The organism is Caballeronia sordidicola, from assembly GCF_002220365.1.
Classification (GTDB): Bacteria; Pseudomonadota; Gammaproteobacteria; order Burkholderiales; family Burkholderiaceae; genus Caballeronia; species Caballeronia sordidicola_C.
Map to the genome: position 1 here is coordinate 1 of NZ_MTHB01000185.1, position 15,901 is coordinate 15,901.

At 61.5% G+C, this 15,901-nt stretch carries 12 protein-coding genes, 1 other RNA gene and 1 pseudogene; 7 read left to right on the plus strand and 7 right to left on the minus strand.

Going from position 1 to position 15,901, the window contains the following annotated elements:
* Positions 1 to 319, plus strand: a pseudogene (locus tag BSU04_RS26225) (MFS transporter); the annotation flags it as partial.
* A gap of 81 nt (positions 320 to 400) precedes the next feature.
* Here the strand turns inward: BSU04_RS26225 and BSU04_RS26230 are convergent.
* Positions 401 to 2,281 carry a tetratricopeptide repeat protein gene (locus BSU04_RS26230; protein ID WP_089163308.1) on the minus strand — a complete coding sequence of 627 codons (1,881 nt, stop codon included), beginning with the start codon at positions 2,279 to 2,281 and terminating at the stop codon, positions 401 to 403.
* Between the two features lie 104 nt (positions 2,282 to 2,385).
* On the opposite strand from BSU04_RS26230, the gene BSU04_RS26235 reads away from it, so the two are divergent.
* From BSU04_RS26235 to BSU04_RS26245, 3 genes are all read left to right on the plus strand, one after another.
* The gene (locus BSU04_RS26235; RefSeq protein ID WP_179258454.1) at positions 2,386 to 2,748 is read left to right on the plus strand and encodes an ArsR/SmtB family transcription factor; all 363 of its coding nucleotides are present in this window, start codon (positions 2,386 to 2,388) and stop codon (positions 2,746 to 2,748) included.
* Positions 2,749 to 3,792 carry a cation diffusion facilitator family transporter gene (locus BSU04_RS26240; protein WP_089163309.1) on the plus strand — a complete coding sequence of 348 codons (1,044 nt, stop codon included), beginning with the start codon at positions 2,749 to 2,751 and terminating at the stop codon, positions 3,790 to 3,792.
* A 66-nt stretch (positions 3,793 to 3,858) separates the two neighbouring features.
* Positions 3,859 to 5,592: an FAD-dependent monooxygenase gene (locus tag BSU04_RS26245; protein ID WP_089163310.1), complete on the plus strand. Its 1,734-nt coding sequence runs from the start codon at positions 3,859 to 3,861 to the stop codon at positions 5,590 to 5,592.
* Positions 5,593 to 5,672: 80 nt separating this feature from the next.
* Here BSU04_RS26245 and BSU04_RS26250 read toward each other — a convergent pair whose 3' ends face one another.
* Genes BSU04_RS26250 through BSU04_RS26265 form a run of 4 tightly spaced genes read right to left on the minus strand, consistent with a single transcriptional unit; the run spans position 5,673 to position 10,903 of the window.
* Positions 5,673 to 5,918, minus strand: coding sequence for a formate dehydrogenase subunit delta (locus tag BSU04_RS26250; RefSeq protein ID WP_089163311.1), 246 nt, complete (start codon positions 5,916 to 5,918; stop codon positions 5,673 to 5,675).
* 2 nt (positions 5,919 to 5,920) lie between these two features.
* The gene (gene fdhF / locus BSU04_RS26255; protein WP_089163312.1) at positions 5,921 to 8,842 is read right to left on the minus strand and encodes a formate dehydrogenase subunit alpha; all 2,922 of its coding nucleotides are present in this window, start codon (positions 8,840 to 8,842) and stop codon (positions 5,921 to 5,923) included.
* Positions 8,843 to 8,858: 16 nt separating this feature from the next.
* On the minus strand, positions 8,859 to 10,415 hold the full coding sequence (locus BSU04_RS26260; protein WP_089163313.1) for a formate dehydrogenase beta subunit: 1,557 nt from the start codon (positions 10,413 to 10,415) through the stop codon (positions 8,859 to 8,861).
* Positions 10,412 to 10,903: an NAD(P)H-dependent oxidoreductase subunit E gene (locus BSU04_RS26265; protein WP_089163377.1), complete on the minus strand. Its 492-nt coding sequence runs from the start codon at positions 10,901 to 10,903 to the stop codon at positions 10,412 to 10,414. Before BSU04_RS26265 ends, BSU04_RS26260 begins: the two co-directional genes overlap by 4 nt.
* A gap of 139 nt (positions 10,904 to 11,042) precedes the next feature.
* Here BSU04_RS26265 and BSU04_RS26270 point away from each other — a divergent pair, with 139 nt between their 5' ends.
* The 3 genes from BSU04_RS26270 to BSU04_RS26280 all read left to right on the plus strand — a co-directional run bounded on the left by BSU04_RS26270 (position 11,043) and on the right by BSU04_RS26280 (position 14,203).
* Complete coding sequence (locus BSU04_RS26270; RefSeq protein ID WP_089163314.1) at positions 11,043 to 12,131, plus strand: substrate-binding domain-containing protein; 1,089 nt, start codon at positions 11,043 to 11,045, stop codon at positions 12,129 to 12,131.
* A gap of 180 nt (positions 12,132 to 12,311) precedes the next feature.
* Positions 12,312 to 12,575, plus strand: coding sequence for a hypothetical protein (locus BSU04_RS26275; protein ID WP_089163315.1), 264 nt, complete (start codon positions 12,312 to 12,314; stop codon positions 12,573 to 12,575).
* Positions 12,576 to 13,126: 551 nt separating this feature from the next.
* Positions 13,127 to 14,203 carry a glycosyltransferase family 4 protein gene (locus BSU04_RS26280; protein WP_089163316.1) on the plus strand — a complete coding sequence of 359 codons (1,077 nt, stop codon included), beginning with the start codon at positions 13,127 to 13,129 and terminating at the stop codon, positions 14,201 to 14,203.
* Between the two features lie 513 nt (positions 14,204 to 14,716).
* Here the strand turns inward: BSU04_RS26280 and ssrA are convergent.
* Both ssrA and gph read right to left on the minus strand, forming a co-directional pair.
* Positions 14,717 to 15,085: a transfer-messenger RNA gene (ssrA, locus tag BSU04_RS26285) on the minus strand.
* Between the two features lie 91 nt (positions 15,086 to 15,176).
* Positions 15,177 to 15,893, minus strand: a complete 717-nt coding sequence (gph, locus tag BSU04_RS26290) for a phosphoglycolate phosphatase (RefSeq protein ID WP_089163317.1) — start codon at positions 15,891 to 15,893, stop codon at positions 15,177 to 15,179.
* Between the last annotated feature and the right edge of the window lie 8 nt (positions 15,894 to 15,901).

The following is a 15,901-nucleotide window of genomic DNA, read 5'->3' on the forward strand; positions in this document are numbered from 1 at the left end:
CGCCGATCCGTCGTTCCTGCGCTTGCTCGGCGTGGAGTTGTGGCTCTCGTTCCTGTACGGCAGCTATAACGGTGCGATGGTCGTGGCGCTGACTGAAGTCATGCCGGTTGAAGTGCGGACGACGGGTTTTTCGCTGGCGTATAGCCTGGCGACGACTATCGGCGGGTTCACGCCTGCCATCTCCACGTACCTGATTCACGTAACCGGCAACAAGGCGGCACCGGGCGCATGGATGGCTGTTGCCGCAGTTTGCGGATTGATCGCGACGCTCGTGCTGTATCGATCCACGGAAGCGCGGAGTCAATACAAGACGGCGTGATATTTGCGGCCTTGGAATCAAAAAATCCCTCGAAAACAGCGAGGGATTTTTGTTGGTGCGTTCAACGCTTCTGAACCCGTTCTATGAAGCGCTTATCTCGCTTGCCACGCGTGCGACCACATCGTCCCATGCGCCGGGTTTCGGTTGCCGGAACAAGCGTGCTTTCGGGTACCACGGAGTCGACGCGGTATCGATACCCCAGCGCCAGTCCGCAGCGAACGGCAGCATCAGCCATAGCGGCTTTCCTAACGCGCCGCTCAGGTGAGCGACGGCGGTATCGACGGATACCACGCCGTCCAGCCGATCCACGATCGCGGCTGTATCCGCGAAATCTTCGAGCTTGCCTTCCAGCCGCTGGATGAAGCGGGCGCGCGGATGAGTATCCAGCAACGAGCGCTCTTCGTCGCTCAACGTGGGCTGCAAGACGATCCAGTCGATGCCTTCCAGCCTGAACAACGGTTCGAGCATGCCAAGCGGCGCCGAGCGTGTTTCGCCCGGCTGAATCCGCCCGGACCATGCAATGCCGAGCTTGCGTTTCGACTGACCGCCGAGCGAGCCGCGCCACTTCTTCCTGTACGCTGCCGGCACCACGAGATACGGCGTGCGCGCGGGCACCTTGTCCGCGTTCGATACACCCAGCGCCTGGGGCAAGCTCAACAACGGCGAGAAAGCGTCTGCATCGGCGAGCGGGGCCGCATTGGCCGGGTTTTTGGCTGAGCCATTGGCCGTGCTCTTCAGCGAGACGCCCGCCGCGTGCGCCGCCGGCTCAAGCAGTGCGACGAGTTCCGGCTGTACTTCGAGCACGATCTGTCCGACGAGCTTCGCCGCGAAGGGGACGAAACGAACGAACTGCAAGGTATCGCCGAAACCTTGTTCCGCGCGAATCTGCAGCGTCCGGCGCGGCAGCGGCTCGCCGTTCCACCTCGGCAGCGACGGCATCGTAATGCTGCCCGGCGTGCGCAGGCGCCATTCGTAGGCGGCCAGGCCGCGCGTGTAATCACCCAATGCCAGCAGCGTCAGCGCCCGGTTCAGATTTGCCGCGACGAGGCCGGGATCGAGCCGCAAGGCTTGATCGAACGCACGCAACGCGGGTTTGTGCGCACCGAGCGCCAAATGGGCGTTGCCGAGGCCAAGCCACGCAACGCCGTACTTCGGATCGAGCCCGACTGCACGCTCGAATTGCGGCAGCGCCGCTTCATGCGAGCCGATAGCCGCGAGTGCGTGGCCCAGGCCGAAGTGCGCCGGCGCAAATTGCGGTTGCATGCGCAGTACTTTCTGGAGCACCGGCACGGCCTCGTGCGGGTGGCCGGCGGCATCGAGGAGATTGCCCAGGTTGAAATGCGCCGCGACATAGTTCGGCTCGACCGCAACGGCGGCGCGGAATTGCTCGATCGCGCCGTGGGTGTCTCCAAGCGAATTGAGCGCCATGCCGAGATTGTTGTGCGCGCCTGCGTGGCCAGGACGGATCTGCAGCGCGCGGCTGAACGCCTTCGCGCCTTCTTCGTAACGACGCATGCCGAGCAGCGCATTGCCGAAGTTGTTCCAGGTCGCCGCGTCCAGCGGCTGCAGGCGCAGCGCTTTCTCGAAGGCATCGGCGGCGTCTTCGTGACGGCCCGCCGCCGCGTACGCATTGCCGAGGTTGTACTGCGCCAGCGAAAAACCGGGTTCCAGATGCAGTGCGTTGCGGAATCGCTCGATGGCGTCGTCAATCCGGCCCAGCGCCTTCAGCGCGTTGCCAAGATTGAGCTGCAGACCGGCATCGGCGGGGCGCAGGTCCACCGCGCGACGCACCAGTTCGGCTGCTTCCGCGTGCTGGCCTTGTTGGTGGCGCAGCACGCCGAGCAGATGAAGTGCGTCGACGTGGGAGGGCTCTGCGGCAAGCGCGGCTTGATAGTCGCGTTCCGCTTCGGTGAGGCGGCCATCGCGATGCGCCGCGAAGCCACGCGCAAAAACTGTATCCATTGAGGAAAATCAAATGCAAACGCCTCATTTTTACACACGTTCGTGGCCGATCCCGAATTTTGCGGATTTTTGCGTTGACGCGCCTGGATTCATGTCTGTAACATATGAACATCTGTTCAATTGTTGGCCGACCTATTTTGTCTTCTCCCTTTGTAGCAACCGATGAGCGCGTTGTTCCGCTCGCCGACCTGTTCCGTCTCCTGGGCGATCCCACACGCTTGCGCATTGTGCTGACGTGTGTCGACCGGCGCTGCGCGGTGGGGGCAATAGCGGAGTCGCTGGGATTGTCGGCTTCGCTCGTCAGTCATCACCTGCGCTTGCTGCGGGCGGCGCGGATCGTACGCGCCGAGCGTGAAGGCAAGCAGGTTTTCTATCTCGCCGCCGATAACCACATCAGCGCCATGTTGGCCGAATTGCTCGAACACGTTGCCGAGCCGCAAGCCGACTTCCGACCGGATAACGAATAAATGGAACCTCAATCGAAGCACCAGCACCGGCATGCCGACGCTCATGAGCATGGACACGATCACGATCAAGATCACAAGCATGAGCCGGGACACGCCCATCACCACGGCGCCGGCGGACACCATCACCATCACGCGCCGCAAGCGGGGCAGGGCCGCACCTTCGCGATCGCAGTCGGGCTGAACATGCTGATCGTGGTGGTACAAGCGGTGTACGGTTTTCTCGCCCATTCCACCGCGCTGCTGGCCGACGCCGGCCACAATCTCTCCGATGTCCTAGGCCTGCTGCTCGCCTGGGGCGCCATCTGGCTCGGCACGCGCAAACCGTCGGAGCGCTACACGTTCGGACTAGGCAGTTCGTCGATACTCGCGTCGCTTGCCAACGCCGCGCTACTGCTCTTTGCCTGCGGCGCGATCGTGCTCGAAGCTGTGCAGCGCCTGCTCAATCCGGCGCCCGTCGCGGGCCTGGACGTGTTTATCGTTGCAACGCTCGGTTTGGTCGTGAACGGTTTCTCGGCGTGGCTCTTCATGCGCGGCAGCAAGGAGGACCTCAACGTGCGCGGCGCTTTCCTGCACATGGCTGCCGACGCCGGCATCTCCGCGGCGGTTGCCGTCAGCGGCCTCGTGATCCTGTTCACCGGCGCGAGCTGGATCGATCCGGTGATGAGCATTATCGTGGTCGCCGTGATCGTGGTGGGCACGTGGGGCCTTGGCCGCGACGCGATGTGCCTCGCGATGGGCGCGGTCCCGCCCGGTGTGGACAAGTCGGGTATCGAACGATATCTGGCGGGTCTGCCGGGCGTGACCGACGTCCACGATCTCCACGTCTGGGCGCTGTCCACCACGGAGAACGCAATGACCGCGCATCTGGTGATGCCGGAAGGCCATCCCGGCGATGTGTTCGTGGACGGCATCGTGGCGGCCTTGCGCCGCGATCACGCGATGAACCATGCCACGCTGCAGGTGGAACGGGGCACGACGGAGCACCACTGCGCGCTGCACGAACGTTCGCCAGAACGGCCGCAGGCTCATGCGCACACGCATTGAGTGAGCGGTCGTTCGCGCGAGGCGACCGGCGTACACTTGGCACTGTGAAGTTTGAGGGAGAAGCGCATGCTCGCGCAGACGCCGAATCGACACAAAGTCCTCGACGTGCCGCCGGTTCTGATCGCCGGCGCCGGTCCAACGGGCCTCGCCGCCGCGATGAGCTTGTCGCGCGCCGGCATTCCGGTGCGTCTCATCGACAAAGCCCTGGAACCCTCGCCGTGGTCACGCGCCATTGGCATCCAGGCACGTACGCTTGAGCTTTTCGAGCAGCATCGGCTGGTTGAACCGTTTCTCGAACTCGGTCATCGGGCGCGTGTCGCGAATCTCTATTCGAATGGCCAGCGCCTCGCGCGGCTCGACTTCGATCCCTTGCAAACGCGGTATCCGTATCTGCTGTTCCTCGATCAATCCGTCACCGAACGCCTGATGACGGAGCACCTCGCGTCGTTCGGCGTACGCGTTGAACGCGGCGTGGAATTGATGCGTTTCCGGCAAGGATCGGCCGGGCTGGAGGCGGCCGTGCGGCATCTGAACGGCGCTGAGGAATCGATTCGCCCGTCCTACCTGATCGGAGCGGACGGCGCGCATAGTACGGTGCGGCATGGTTTAGACATCGAGTTCAGCGGCAAGACGTTCGAGCAAACCTTCCTGCTCGCCGATCTTCACGCCGACACTGAATGGCCCGACGACGAATTCCATATCTTCGCGTCCGGCGAGGGAATCGCGACCTTGTTTCCGATGAGCGACGGCCGCACGCGCCTGATCGCGGACAAGCGCGTGACGCCCGGCGCGGCACCCGGCGCGGCACCCGACCACGCGGCGGACAGTCCGGACAAAAGCGCGGCGCCGACGCTCGACGAATGTCGAGCGATTATCGAACGGCGTATTCATCATCGTGTGACGGCGACGAATCTTCAATGGTCGTCATATTTTCATCTGAACAACCGCATGGCCGACCGGCTGCGTTCGGGCCGCATTTTTCTCGCCGGCGATGCCGCGCATGTCCATAGTCCGGCCGGCGCGCAGGGTATGAACACGGGTATTCAGGAGGCGTTTAACCTCGGCTGGAAGATTGCACGGATGCTGGCCGGTGTCGCGCCGGATCGCTTGCTTGATACGTACCACGAAGAGCGTCATCCGATCGAGCGTGAAGTGCTGCGGCAATCGAGTTTCATGACGCAAATGGCCGCTGCGGAGCATGGGCCGATGAAGCTGATTCGCGATCACGTCATGCCGGCTTTGTCGGCGATCGGCCCGTTGCGCGATGCCGCTCGACGCACGGTCAGCGAGTTGTCGATTCAATACCGGCGCAGTCCGCTCACGCTGGATCGCTTGCTCGACGGCGGTCCGCGTGCGGGCGAGCGCGCGCCGGACGCGTGGGTGCATGTCATCGACGGCCCGCTTGGACGGGCGCCGGGCGTTGGGTGTCTCTTTGATCTCCACGATCCCGCGTGCTTCTCGTTGTTCTTGCTGGTGAAGCCGGCGCAGCAAGTTGACATCGCGCTGGCGCCGGCGACGCTTACCGTCGCGCATGCGATCCGCGACAAGGATCTGGACGAGCTGGCGGTATTGGTCGAAGAAGTGTTGCCGAATACGGTGCGCGTGTGGCGTATCACCGATAACGAAAGCGACAGCGCGAACTCGCTGACCGATGCCTACGGGCGCACGCGGCCGTGCTTTTATCTCGTGCGCCCGGATGGATATATTGCGGCGAGAGGAAGAGCGCCATCCGATACGCAAGCGCTGCTGCGTCATTGCGAAACCTGGTTCGGTTCGACGCAACCGCGGGGGGAGGGGTGAGGGGTTGAGGATTAACGTTGATTCAGAAGGCAAAAAAATGGACCACGCAGGGTGGTCCATCAGAAAAGCGTAGGCGCGACCTATGCAGTAGCCCCCGCCGGCGTCAACGCCACCCGATGTTTCGTCAGCGCTTCCAGCACAATTGGTACGAGCTCGGATGCAATCTCCGGATCGTCCAGTCCGTTAAGCAGCGCAATCCGCATGCGGGGCGCCCAGAACCGGTGAATGTGATCGGCTACGCCATCCACCGCTTCCGCACGGTCCGGCATCGAATCGAAGAATTCGCCGATCTGGTTCGCCATCTCGACCAGGCTGTTCACATCCATGTTTATTTCCCCGACGACGTCACTGCCGCCACTGTTGAATCACGCAACTCGAGAAACTCCAACTGCTGCGTATTGAAGCGCGAATAATCCTTCTGCCATTGCGACGGCTGTTCCACCGGCATGACTTGCACCGCCGTCACCTTGTACTCAGGACAATTCGTGGCCCAATCGGAGGAGTCGGTCGTGATCACGTTTGCGCCGGACTCCGGGAAGTGGAACGTCGTGTACACCACGCCCGGCTGCATCCGCTCAGTGATCTTCGCGCGCAGCACCGTCTGCCCGGCACGCGATTCAATCCCGACCCAATCGTCCGCCTTGATACCGCGGTCCTCGGCGTCATGCGGATGGATCTCCAGCCGATCCTCGTCATGCCAGCGGGAGTTCTCCGTGCGCCGCGTCTGCGCGCCCACGTTGTACTGCGACAGGATGCGGCCCGTCGTGAGCAGCAACGGGAATTTGCGCGTCACCTTCTCCGGCGTCGCGATGAACTTCGTGATAACGAAGCGGCCCTTGCCGCGCACGAATTCGTCGATGTGCATCGTCGGCGTGCCGTTCGGCGCCTGCGCGTTGCATGGCCACTGAATGCTGCCGAGTTCATCGAGACGCTTGTACGACACGCCGGTGAATGTCGGCGTGAGGCTCGCGATCTCGTCCATGATCTGCGACGGATGCGTGTAGTTCATTTCATAACCGAGCGCGCGGGCGAGCTTGATCGTCACTTCCCAGTCGGCCAGACCCGGCAGCGGCGGCATGACCTTGCGCACGCGCGAGATGCGGCGTTCGGCGTTGGTGAACGTGCCGTCTTTCTCGAGGAACGATGAACCCGGCAGGAACACATGTGCGTACTTGGCCGTCTCGTTCAGGAAGATGTCCTGCACGACGATGCATTCCATCGACGACAACGCCTTCGACACGTGTTGCGTATTCGGATCGGATTGAACAATGTCTTCACCTTGGCAATACAGACCAAGGAAGCTGCCGTGAACGGCGGCATCGAACATGTTGGGAATGCGCAGACCCGGTTCCGATTGCAGCTTCACGCTCCATGCTTCTTCGAACAGCGCGCGCACTGCCGCGTCGCTGATATGGCGATAACCCGGCAACTCATGCGGGAACGAACCCATGTCGCAGGAACCCTGCACATTGTTCTGACCACGCAGCGGATTCACGCCCACGCCTTCGCGGCCCACGTTGCCGGTGGCCATCGCGAGGTTCGCGATACCCATGACCGTCGTCGAGCCTTGCGCATGTTCCGTCACGCCCAGGCCGTAATAGATCGCACCGTTGCCGGCATTCGCATAGATGCGCGCGGCTTCGCGTACCGATTGCGCCGGCACGCCGGTGACGGCTTCCATTGCTTCGGGCGAGTTCTCTCCGAGCGTCACGAAGTCGCGCCATTGCTGGAACGCACGCGGCTCGCAGCGCTCGGCGACGAACTGTTCCTTCACCAGGCCTTCGGTCACGATCACGTGCGCAAATGCGTTGACCATGGCGACGTTCGTACCCGGCCGCAATGCCAGATGATGCGACGCCTTCACGTGCGGCGTATCCACGATATCGATACGACGCGGGTCCACCACGATCAGTTGCGCGCCTTCACGCACCCGGCGTTTCAGCCGCGACGCAAACACCGGGTGGCCGTCGGTCGGATTCGCGCCGATCACGACAATCACGTCTGCCTTCTCAACCGATGCGAAGGTCTGCGTTCCCGCCGATTCGCCCAACGTCGCCTTCAGGCCATAGCCGGTCGGCGAGTGACAAACACGGGCACAGGTATCGACATTGTTGTTGCCGAACGCCGCGCGCACGAGTTTCTGCACGAGGTAGGTTTCCTCGTTCGTGCATCTCGACGATGTAATTCCGCCAATCGAATCCACGCCATGCTTGTCCTGGATGCGACGGAATTCGCTGGCAGCGTAAGAAAGCGCTTCTTCCCAGCTCACTTCGCGCCACGGATCGGTGATCTTCGCGCGGATCATCGGCTTGGTGATACGGTCCTTGTGCGTGGCGTAACCCCATGCAAAACGGCCTTTCACGCAAGCGTGACCATCGTTGGCGTCGCCGTTCTTGTTCGGCACCATGCGCACGACTTCGCTGCCTTTCATCTCGGCCTTGAGCGAACAGCCCACGCCGCAATAGGCGCACGTCGTCACGACCGAATGCTCGGGCTGGCCGAGCATGATCACGGTCTTCTCCCGCAGTGTCGCGGTCGGGCAAGCCGCCACGCACGCACCGCACGACACGCACTCGGATTCCATGAACGGCTGGTTTTCACTCGCAGCCACGCGCGATTCGAAACCCCGTCCCGCGATGGTCAGCGCGAACGTGCCCTGCGTTTCTTCGCACGCGCGCACACAGCGATTGCAGACAATGCACTTGGACGCGTCGTACGTAAAATACGGATTCGATTCGTCCTTCTTGTCCTTAAGGTGATTCGCGCCTTCGTAGCCATAGCGGACTTCGCGCAAGCCGACCACGCCCGCCATATCCTGCAACTCGCAGTCGCCGTTGGCGGGGCAGGTGAGGCAGTCGAGCGGGTGATCGGAGATATACAACTCCATCACGTTCTTGCGCAGCGATTGCAGCTTGTTCGTCTGCGTCCGCACTTTCATCCCGGCTTCCACGGGCGTGGTGCACGACGCCGGATAGCCGCGCTTGCCTTCGATTTCAACCAGGCACAGACGGCACGAACCAAATGGCTCAAGCGAATCCGTCGCGCAAAGTTTAGGAACGTTGACGCCGGCTTCGATCGCCGCGCGCATGACTGACGTTCCGGCAGGCACGGTCACCGCCGTACCGTCGATGTCGAGCGTGACGTCAATATCCGCATGGCGCAGCGGCGTGCCGTAGTCGGTATCGTCGAAGGGATCGCGCAGTTTCGTCTTGCACGCGCAATTGCCGGAACCGCAGGATGAGTTGGACATGGTTGTGTTCCTTCTTTTAAGCCGCTTTCTGCGACGGCTTTTTGGAAAGACCGAAGTCTTCAGGGAAATGGTCGAGTGCAGACAGCACCGGATAGGGCGTCATGCCGCCCATCGCGCAGAGTGAGCCGGACACCATTGTGTCGCAGAGATCGCGCAGCAGTGTGACCTGTTTCGGCGAGGTGTCGCCAGCACGAATCTTCGCGATGACTTCAACACCGCGCGTGGATCCAATGCGGCACGGCGTGCACTTACCGCAAGATTCGACGGCGCAGAAGTGCATTGCGTATTGCGCGAGACCGGCGAGGTTCGAGGTGTCGTCATGAATCACGATACCGCCGTGCCCGACTACGGCGCCGACCGCTGCGTAGGCTTCGTAGTCCATGGGAATATCCCATTGGCTTTCGGGCAGATACGTTCCGAGCGGACCACCGACTTGCGCGGCGCGCGCCGGCCGGCCGCTGGCAGTGCCGCCGCCGTATTCATAGATCAATTCACGCAAGGTCACGCCAAACGCCAGTTCCACGAGGCCGCCTTGCTTCACGTTGCCAGCGATCTGGAACGGCAGCGTACCGCGCGAGCGGCCCATGCCGAAGTCGCGATAAAACGCCGCGCCCTTGGCGAAGATGATGGGAACGGTGGCCAACGTAATGACGTTGTTGATCACGGTCGGCTGGCCGAACAAGCCGACCAAAGCAGGCACCGGCGGCTTCGCACGAACCACGCCACGTTTGCCTTCCAGCGATTCCAGCAACGCAGTTTCTTCACCGCAGACATATGAACCGGCGCCTTTGGCCACTTCCAGTTCGAAGGTCTTGTCGCTGCCGAGTACGCTTGCGCCGAGCCAGCCGGCATCGCGGGCTTTGTCGATGGCACGATTTAGCGTCGCAATCGCATGCGGATATTCGCTGCGCACGTAGATATAACCCTTCGTCGCGCGGGTCACGATCCCCGCGATGATCATCCCTTCGATCAGCATGTACGGATCGCTTTCCATGACCAGCCGGTCCGAGAACGTGCCGGAATCGCCTTCGTCGGCGTTGCAGACGATGTACTTCTGCGGCGCCAGTGCGGCCCGCACCGTGCGCCATTTGATACCCGCCGGGAACGCTGCACCGCCGCGTCCTCGCAGGCCCGATTCGAGCAGCGCTTCGCAGGCGGCGTCGCCATCGGTTTCAAGCGCTTTGCGCAAACCGTCGAGGCCGCCATGCTTCACGTAGTCATCGGTGGAAAGCGGGTCCGTGATGCCGATGCGTGCAAACGTCAGGCGTTGTTGTTTCGCGAGCCACGGCAAGGTGTCGACCACGCCGACACGCTTTTCATGCGCGCCGCCGTTTGCCAGGTCGGCATCGAAGAGCGCGGCGATATCGTCTTCATCCACATTCGAATAGCCGATGCGACCTTCTGCCGTCTCCACTTCGACCAGCGGTTCGAGCCACAGCATGCCGCGCGAGCCGTTGCGCACGACTTCAACTTCGACACCGCGTTTCTGAGCTTCAGCCGCAACTGCCAGCGCGACACGATCGGCGCCGAGCGCCAGTGCCGACGAATCGCAAGGGACGTAAATGCGCGTCATACCAGGTCCTCCGCGCCTGCGCGCGCCGCTTCATACAACCGCTCGAACTTCTGCGGCGTGACGCGGGCATGCAGCTCGCCGTTGATCGTCATGGCCGGAGACAGCGCGCATTGCCCGAGGCAATACACGGTCTCAAGCTCGGTATCCACCTGATGACCGGAATCAAACTTGCACCCCGTATGCCCTTCGACATGCGTCGCGAGCGCTTCCGTTCCCATGCTCCGGCAGGCCTCGGCACGACACAACTGCACGGTCACGCGCGCAGGCGGCTCGGAGCGGAAATGGTGGTAATAGGTGATCACGCCGTGCACTTCCGCGCGCGATAGCGACATGGCCTGAGCGAGCGGGGCGATGAGATCGGCGGGAATGTAACCGGCTTCGTCTTGAATGGCGTGCAGCACGGCGAGCAACGAGGCGCCCTTCTTCAGGTGGCGCGCGACGCGCTCATCGGGCGTGCCGGCCGGCTGATTCTGTTGGTTATGAGGCATCTGGACCATGTGGGGAGTCTCCATTGCTCGGTATATGTTTTATAAATGCATATATCGGTCTTATAATTTGCTGCACCGAGCCCGTGATATGCAAGATACGAGGCTAATCGGTCGATGGCAATAGGAACTAGGACTACATATGATCGATGTCGAATGCCGTACGGAGCTCGTCCTGCGCGACGCCACGGGCCGCGAAGCCAGTCTCAGCGCGGCCGTGCCGCTTCTGCTGCTGGTTTCGCAGACCGGCAGCATCGCGCAGGCCGCGTCGGCTAAGGGTTTGTCCTATCGGCACGCGTGGGGCCTTTTGCGCGACATAGAGACGCGTTTGGGCGGCGCGCTCATTACAAAGTCGCGTGGCCGCGGGTCGGTGCTGTCGGAGCTCGGCGAAGCAGTGCTGCGGGCGCAGCGGTTGTCCAACGAGCGGCTCGACGGGCCGCTTCAGGCGTTGGCGAGCGAAGTGGCTGGCGAACTGAACCGGCGGCTGTCGCGCGCGGTGAGTGAGATACGGATTCACGCTTCGCACGGGTACGCCGTTGCGGCGCTGGTGGGCGCGCTGGCCACGAAGCAGATCCCCGCCGACATCAAGTACCGCGAGAGCGCCGAGGCCGTCAGCGCGCTCGCTCGTGGCGAGTGTGAGCTGGCGGGTTTCCACTTGCCGATCGGCGAATTCCGCGCGAGTTGCGCCGAGATCTACCGGCCCTGGCTCGACGCGGGGCGGCATCGGCTGATTCATCTGACGCGGCGCACACAGGGCCTGTTTCTGCCGAAGGGCAATCCCAAAGGCATACGCGGCTTGCACGATCTCGCCCGCGACGACATCCGCTTCGTCAACCGCCAGCCCGGATCGGGCACGCGCATGTTGCTGGATCTGGCACTGCGCAAGATAGGCGTCGATCCCGCGAGCATCAACGGCTACGCCACCGCCGAACTGACGCATTCGGCCATTGCTGCGTTCGTCGCGAGCGGCATGGCCGATCTTGGTTTCGGTGTGCAGCCGGCCGCGCAGCAGTTTGCGCTGGACTTCATCCCGGTGATCGAAGAGGACTACTTGTTCGCGTGCGACCGCGACAAACTCAACGACGCGGGACTCAGCGGCCTGCTGGAGGTGCTGCGCAGCGACGCGTTCCGTGACAGCGTGGCGCATCTGGAGGGCTACGACCCGGCTTTTTGCGGGCAACTGCTTGAGCTTGAGGCGGCGTTGAGCGGAGCGACTGGAAACGCGCGGTAACCAATTAGACCCGGCCTGTCCGGCCGATCTGGAGCCTTACGTTTAGAATTACGTTAACCTGATGGTTGGCGAGCCAGGCTGGTGGTGTTGCGTGCGACGTTGTGTCGCTGCTCGGCACGCCGGAGATGCCACTGACCAAACGTTCAACCAACGACCGTTTTACTCACCGTTATTGCTGCCATGAAATTGCTCTTAAGCATTGCCGCGTTGATCGCGTTCGTTGTTAGCGCCGTTGCCTTTGTGCCCGTCGTTTTTGCCCAGAATTCCCCCGGCGTTCCCGGTGGCATATTGCAGGACCAGTTTCGCCTGAAAGAGCACCCGCAGTTGCAGTTTGCTGCTTCCGCGCCGTCGGACAAATATCAGAACGGCGTAACGGCGAAGCGCAAGCGCGGCGATCTGGGCGATCCGAACGGCTGTAACTTGCAATGCCCGCAGGATCAATAAGCCGGTCGGACTGCTGACAACGCAGTCCCGGTTCGCAGTCGGCGGCTGGTAGAGAAGCCGCTGGATTGCCGTGTGCCTTTGGGTTAAAACCGTCACGCCGCCGCAGCCCGATATAGCCGTCTGACAAGCCGGCTTGCTTCTACGGCTTGCTTCTACGGCTTGCTTCTACGACTTGCTTCTACGACTTGCTTCTACGGATCATTTCTGCGGCTTAGTTCTGCCCAACAGCGTTAACCCTGCCTTTTTGCCTCGACTTTCTGCCACGCCCACATCTTTTAAACGCGTTCCTCAACCCTACGTTTGTTGCCACTCATTACCGACTGATTAATACTACCTGATGGCGGTGTTCGCTAGATGCGCTCGGGTATCTTGATGATGCGTGCATTGAGCGGAGTTCGATGACAGACGCAGTCATCATTCATTAAAACAATCAAGCGAGCCGACCGACGTCCGCGCCAGAGAAGCGTGGGCGAGGAGATGCGGATAAGCGCTCATCCGTATGACGGCATGGCCGCAATGGGACATTCGAGTCGCCGAGGGGAAGACAACAAATGAGAATTCTTCAGGTCATTCTGGCACCCCGATTATCTGGTGCAGAGGTGCTTGCCAAGGGTGTGGCCATTGGACATCAGAGGGGCGGTAACGACGTTTGCATTACTTCGCTGATGCCCGAGCACGACGATTTCCAGCATATCAGCGCCGAGTTGCGGGCGAACAATGTCGAATGTTTTTTCCCGCAGCGCTCGCTTGGCAAACTAGGGCGGTTGCTGTTCCTGCATCGCGCTATTCGACGGTTCAAACCCGACATCATTTTTGCGCACGCCACGATTCCGGCCTTGTACGTGCGCGCGTTGCCTACGCGCGTGCCGATCGTATGGGTCATGCATTCCGGCGCCAACGACTTCGCGAACAACGCGCTGCTATTTGCCGAACGTTTGCTGTCGGGACGGGCGAAGGCGGTGATTGGCGTGTCGCAGAAGAATATCGACGATTACGTAAAGGAAGTTGGTTCGCATCCCGCCATGATCGTGGTGCCGAACGGCGTTGATATTTCGCGTTTCGAGCAAGCGAGCGAGCCGTTGCCATCGACCGGTTTCAGGCAGATCGTTCAGATCGGCCGGTATATCCCCGAGAAAAATCAGTTGCAGACGGTGCAGGCATTTGCGCGCGTTGCCGCCGCCGAACCCGATGTGCGTTTGCTGCTGTGCGGCGTGGTTGAAAACCTTGAGTATCACGCGGCCATCCTGAAACTTGTGGACGACTTGGCATTGAACGATCGTGTGAAGGTGATCGGGCCTCAATCGAATGTGGCGGAGATTTTGCGCGGGTCGCACGCGTTCGCCATGCCGTCGAGTTTCGAGGCGCATAGCATCGGATTCCTGGAGGCGCTGGCGTCGGGAATTCCTGTCGTGGGCAATGCGATTCCCTCGTTCGCGTTCGCCAGTGATTTCCCGGGCGTTGAACTGCTCGATACCAGCGACGCCGATGCCTACGGCCGCGCGTTGCTCGATGCGCTGTCTCAGCCTAGGGCCACGCGGCCGCTTGGTGGCCTGACGTTGCAGAGTACGGCCGACCGGTATCTGGCAATCGCCTGCGATGTGCTCAACCCGCGGGTGAGGCTAAGTTGATTTAGTTGAATCGGATCGATTCGATGTGAAACGCGTCGCCGGATTTTCGGCGGCGCGTTTTCGCATTTGGGGGTGGGGCGTTCTGCAGCGGACCTGGCGATACCCGCTCACATGCGGCGGCGCTGGATCGAATCACTTCATGGCTCGGGAGCGATCGGTGTCAATTTTTGTCTGCCGAACGGCGAAGAGGGGATGCGAGTGTAGGTTTTCGTTGATCGCTTAGCAAACCCCATCGTTGGATTCGGGTTCGAGCATGAATCCATCGGCAGCCGACGGGCAACCCTGGCGACCATGTAAGGCGCTTTCCGGTGAACGCAGCCCGGATTTCTCGACACTGCTCAAGGGTTTGCGTGCCCTCGGTATCCGGATGGATCCTGAGGCGCCCTGACGGCGACAGCCCAGTTCTCGTCTCCCTCGCGAAGATCAACAAACAGATCAACAAACAAAAACCCCCGCGCAGCTCAAGCTGCGCGGGGGTTTTTGGTCAAACTCTAGTGATACCAGAAGGCTATTTGGTGGAGGCGGCGGGAATCGAACCCGCGTCCAGTAGCGCTCTACGACCAGTTCTACATACTTAGTTCTATCATTTAATTTAACCTGGCGACGCGGACGAACACGCTTCGCTTCGGCGATTCACTAAATTTTCGACCCGGATGTCATGACGCCACCAAGGCTTATCTGACGTATATGACCTCTCGCGGTATTGCTACCGGTCTTGCGACTCTAGTCCGTCAGTAAACTAGGGAGAGGCAGGCGGCCCTTAGGCTGCCAGTGCGAACGTTTCGTCGTTTGCAGTTACGTTTTTCCCATTGATTTACGAGGTGACGGGTCCTCGGTATGCCCTAGCCGCTTCGCAACCCCTGTCGAAACCAGGTCGCCCCCGAAGCATTGATCATTATCTCACAGTTTCGTCCGCGTTTTCGCCAGAAAGCCCGTCCGGCGAGCCGCAGCCGTCACGCTACATTGATGCGCGTTACTGCACGTCGCGTAGCAGATGTTGCAATTCAATTGTCGTTTCCACCACGTGATCCGCATGCCACCGGTTCGGCGGCAAGTCGGTCCCGCAGTACCCGTAGGCCGCCGCCACCGTGACCATGCCCGCCGCAAAACCGGCCTGGACGTCGCGCAGGTCGTCGCCCACGTACACCACACGTTCCGGTTTCTCTTCCATCAATTCCGCAGCATGCAGCAAGGGCGCCGGATGAGGCTTCGAATGCGGGGTGGTATCGCCGCAAACAAGACAGGCTGCCCGCTCAGCCAGTCCGAGCAGCGCCACTAGCGGTTCGGCCAGCCGCGTCGCTTTGTTGGTCACGATGCCCCAGCGCACACCGCGTGCATCGAGTTGATCGAGCAATTCGTCGATACCCGGAAACAGCGTTGTCTCAATGCATAAATCCGCTTCATAGTTGGCGAGAAACTCCTCGCGCATGGACGCGTAATCGGGGTGCTCCGGTTCGATCTCGAACGCGCCGGCCAGCAAACCGCGCGCACCCGCCGAAGCCAGCGGCCTCAGGGTTTCGAGCGGCCGCATTTCCAACCCACGGTCGTGCCGCATCTTGTTGACCGCGGCGACCAGGTCGGGCGCGGTGTCGGCGATGGTTCCGTCGAGATCGAACAAAATCGCGTGGCAGAGCTTGAGCCGGGTCTTGTCAACCTGATGTTGGGGCAGGGGCGTCGGGTCGTCGCTCATGAAAATCC

Bases quoted from the DNA above. Each gene is read 5' to 3' on its own strand.
- BSU04_RS26230 (WP_089163308.1), bottom strand. From the start codon at position 2,281: ATGGATACAGTTTTTGCGCGTGGCTTCGCGGCGCATCGCGATGGCCGC.
- BSU04_RS26235 (WP_179258454.1), top strand. From the start codon at position 2,386: ATGAACATCTGTTCAATTGTTGGCCGACCTATTTTGTCTTCTCCCTTT.
- BSU04_RS26240 (WP_089163309.1), top strand. From the start codon at position 2,749: ATGGAACCTCAATCGAAGCACCAGCACCGGCATGCCGACGCTCATGAG.
- BSU04_RS26245 (WP_089163310.1), top strand. From the start codon at position 3,859: ATGCTCGCGCAGACGCCGAATCGACACAAAGTCCTCGACGTGCCGCCG.
- BSU04_RS26250 (WP_089163311.1), bottom strand. From the start codon at position 5,918: ATGGATGTGAACAGCCTGGTCGAGATGGCGAACCAGATCGGCGAATTC.
- fdhF (WP_089163312.1), bottom strand. From the start codon at position 8,842: ATGTCCAACTCATCCTGCGGTTCCGGCAATTGCGCGTGCAAGACGAAA.
- BSU04_RS26260 (WP_089163313.1), bottom strand. From the start codon at position 10,415: ATGACGCGCATTTACGTCCCTTGCGATTCGTCGGCACTGGCGCTCGGC.
- BSU04_RS26265 (WP_089163377.1), bottom strand. From the start codon at position 10,903: ATGCCTCATAACCAACAGAATCAGCCGGCCGGCACGCCCGATGAGCGC.
- BSU04_RS26270 (WP_089163314.1), top strand. From the start codon at position 11,043: ATGATCGATGTCGAATGCCGTACGGAGCTCGTCCTGCGCGACGCCACG.
- BSU04_RS26275 (WP_089163315.1), top strand. From the start codon at position 12,312: ATGAAATTGCTCTTAAGCATTGCCGCGTTGATCGCGTTCGTTGTTAGC.
- BSU04_RS26280 (WP_089163316.1), top strand. From the start codon at position 13,127: ATGAGAATTCTTCAGGTCATTCTGGCACCCCGATTATCTGGTGCAGAG.
- gph (WP_089163317.1), bottom strand. From the start codon at position 15,893: ATGAGCGACGACCCGACGCCCCTGCCCCAACATCAGGTTGACAAGACC.